The 2,701-nt window shown below is 75.0% G+C and carries 3 protein-coding genes; 2 read left to right on the plus strand and 1 reads right to left on the minus strand.

The annotated features are described in order from the left end of the window. Positions 1–44 precede the first annotated feature (44 nt). Entirely contained in the window at positions 45–470 is a 426-nt protein-coding gene (locus EBH09_RS08495) for a Rieske (2Fe-2S) protein (protein ID WP_121746429.1), read from the minus strand. Positions 471–693: 223 nt separating this feature from the next. Between EBH09_RS08495 and EBH09_RS08500 the strand changes: the two genes are divergently transcribed. Both EBH09_RS08500 and EBH09_RS08505 read left to right on the plus strand, forming a co-directional pair. After that, on the plus strand, positions 694–1,758 hold the full coding sequence (locus tag EBH09_RS08500) for a LacI family DNA-binding transcriptional regulator (RefSeq protein ID WP_121746430.1): 1,065 nt from the start codon (positions 694–696) through the stop codon (positions 1,756–1,758). After that, positions 1,755–2,663 carry a carbohydrate kinase gene (locus tag EBH09_RS08505; RefSeq protein WP_121746431.1) on the plus strand — a complete coding sequence of 303 codons (909 nt, stop codon included), beginning with the start codon at positions 1,755–1,757 and terminating at the stop codon, positions 2,661–2,663. Before EBH09_RS08500 ends, EBH09_RS08505 begins: the two co-directional genes overlap by 4 nt. Positions 2,664–2,701: the final 38 nt, after the last annotated feature.

The following is a 2,701-nucleotide window of genomic DNA, read 5'->3' on the forward strand; positions in this document are numbered from 1 at the left end:
ACGGGCCGGGCCCGGGAATGAGCGGGGGCGCCGGCCCGTGCCGGTCAGGTCCCGGGGCTCGCGACGATCCGGCCCTGCTTCACCTCGACCGGCAGTTCGATGAGCGGCACGGTCGCCGGGGCGTGCAGCACCTCGCCGGTGCGGGCGTCGAATTCGCTGCCGTGGCAGGGGCAGACGAGTTTCGCCCCCTGCAGCTTCTTGATGGGGCAGCCCGCGTGCGTGCAGACCGTGCTGAACGCCTTCAGGGAACCGTCCTCGGCGCGGCTGACCACCACGTTCGCGTCCCGGTAGAGCTTGGTCGCGCCCTTGGCGACCTCGCCGTCCGTACCGAGGTCGACGGGTGCGGTCGGCCTGGCCGGCGCGGCTCCGTCGTCGCCCGGCGAGCAGGCTGCCATACCGAGTCCGGCGACAGGCGTGAGGGCCGCCGAGCGCAGGACGGTGCGGCGGCTCGGGACGGGACGGCCGGGCATGGGTTCTCCACTGGTCGGGGGCGTGCAGGGCGACGATATCCGGCGGCCGGGGCCGCGACTGAGGGCGGGTCGCACCGAGGCGGTGGTAACCGCGATGGTCGCGTAAACGCTTGCGCAAGCGTTTACGCGACCATCGCGGATGGGATACGGTCCCCGCCAGTACACGCGGGACGGTCCGCGGTCCGGAGGCGGACGCGCGGCAGGACGGGAAGGGGGCACGCCGATGGCGACCATGGCCGATGTCGCCCGCAGCGCCGGGGTCTCCGTGGCGACCGTCTCGCACGTGCTCAACGACACCCGTCCCGTGCTGCCGGGCACCCGCCAGGCGGTGCTGGACGCCATCGAGGAGCTCGGCTACACCCCGAACACCCTCGCCCGCTCCCTGGTGACCTCCCGCACCCGCTCCATCGGGCTCGCGGTGTCGGCGATCAGCAACCCGTACTTCACGGAGATCCTCCAGGGCGTCGAGGCCGCCGCCCTGGAGCACGGATACAGCCTGCTCATCGCAGACCCCCACGACGATCCGGGGCACGAGCGCAAGGTCGTCCAACTGCTGCACGAGCGGCGCGTGGACGGCATGATCGTCGCACCATCCGCCGATCCGCGCGGCCTCCTCGCCTACCTCGGCCGCCACCGCGTGCCGGCCGTGTTCCTCGACCGGGTCCTGGACGCGCCGGAGGGCGAGGGGGCCCCGCGCTTCGACCAGGTGTGCGCCGAGAGCGCCGAGCCGACGACCCGGCTGGTCACCCATCTCTCCGGGCTCGGCCACCGCAGGATCGGGCTCGTCGCGGGCCGACCGGGGCTCAGCACGACGCGCGAACGGATCACCGGCTACCGGCACGGCCTCGCGGCCGCCGGGCTGCCGTACGACGAACGGCTCCTGGTCCACGGCGACTCCGAGGCGGCCGGCGGTGAACGGGCCGCGGCGGCCCTGCTGTCCCTGGCGGTGCCGCCCACCGCGCTGGTCACCGCCAACAACGCGATGACCATCGGCGCGCTGCGCGCCCTGCGGGACCGCGGTCTGTCCGTGCCGGGTGACCTCGCGCTGTGCTGCTTCGACGACTTCGCCTGGGCCGACCTCTTCTCCCCCCGGCTCAGCGCCGTCGCGCAGCCCAGCAGGGAACTCGGCGCCCAGGCCGTACGCCTGCTGCTGGAACGCCTCGCCGCGCCGGACCGGCCGGCGCGGACCCTGCGGCTGCCCTGCACCTTCGTCCACCGCACCTCGTGCGGCTGCCCCGAGCAGCCCCGGCAAGCCTCCGCAAAGGCTCACGAAAGGAGTCTCCCGTGATCGTCGTCGCCGGTGAGGCACTGATCGACCTGGTACCGCAGGGCACGGGTGCCCTCGCCGCGCTGCGGCCGGCGCTCGGCGGCGGACCGTACAACACGGCCGTCGCGCTGGGCCGTCTCGGCTCGCCCGCCGCCTTCTGCTCCCGGGTGTCGCGCGACGCCTTCGGCGAGGCGCTGCTGGACCGGCTGCGCGAAACCGGCGTGGACGTCACGCCGGTGCAGCGCGGGGCCGAGCCGACGACGCTCGCCGTGGCCTCGGTGGGCGCGGACGGCTCGGCCGCGTACGCCTTCTATGTGGACGGGACGGCGGACCGGCTGTTCTCGGTGCCCGCCGCGCTGCCGTCCGGCACCCGGGCGGTCTCCTTCGGAACCTGCTCCCTGGTGCTGGAGCCGGGGGCGAGCGCGTACGAGGAGCTGCTGCGCGAGACGGCCGCGCGGGGGGTGTTCACGGCGCTGGACCCGAACATCCGGGCCGGGCTGATCCCGGACCCGGACGCCTACCGGGCCCGGTTCAGGAGCTGGCTGCCGTCGGTGTCGCTGCTGAAACTGTCCGCCGAGGACGCCGAGTGGCTGGGCGGCACGCCCCGGGAGTGGCTGGCGGCGGGCCCGGCGGCGGTCGTGGTCACCCGGGGCGGTGCGGGGCTGACGGCGTACACCCGTGACGGGGGCGAGTACGCCGTGCCGGGCGAGCGGGTCGACGTGGTGGACACGATCGGCGCCGGCGACACGGTGAACGCGGCGCTGCTGCACGGCCTCGCGGTACGGGACGCCCTCGACGACGAGGCGGTGGCCGGTCTGGGGGCGGAGGGCTGGGCGGAACTGCTGGGGTTCGCCGCCCGCGCGGCGGCGGTCACCTGTTCGCGGGCGGGCGCGGAGCCGCCGTACGCCCACGAGGTGGCCGTCTGAGCCGCATCGGAGCGGGCTCCGGGCCGGGTGTGGCTCAG

It is taken from the genome of Streptomyces sp. E2N166, assembly GCF_003671715.1.
GTDB lineage: Bacteria > Actinomycetota > Actinomycetes > Streptomycetales > Streptomycetaceae > Streptomyces > Streptomyces thinghirensis.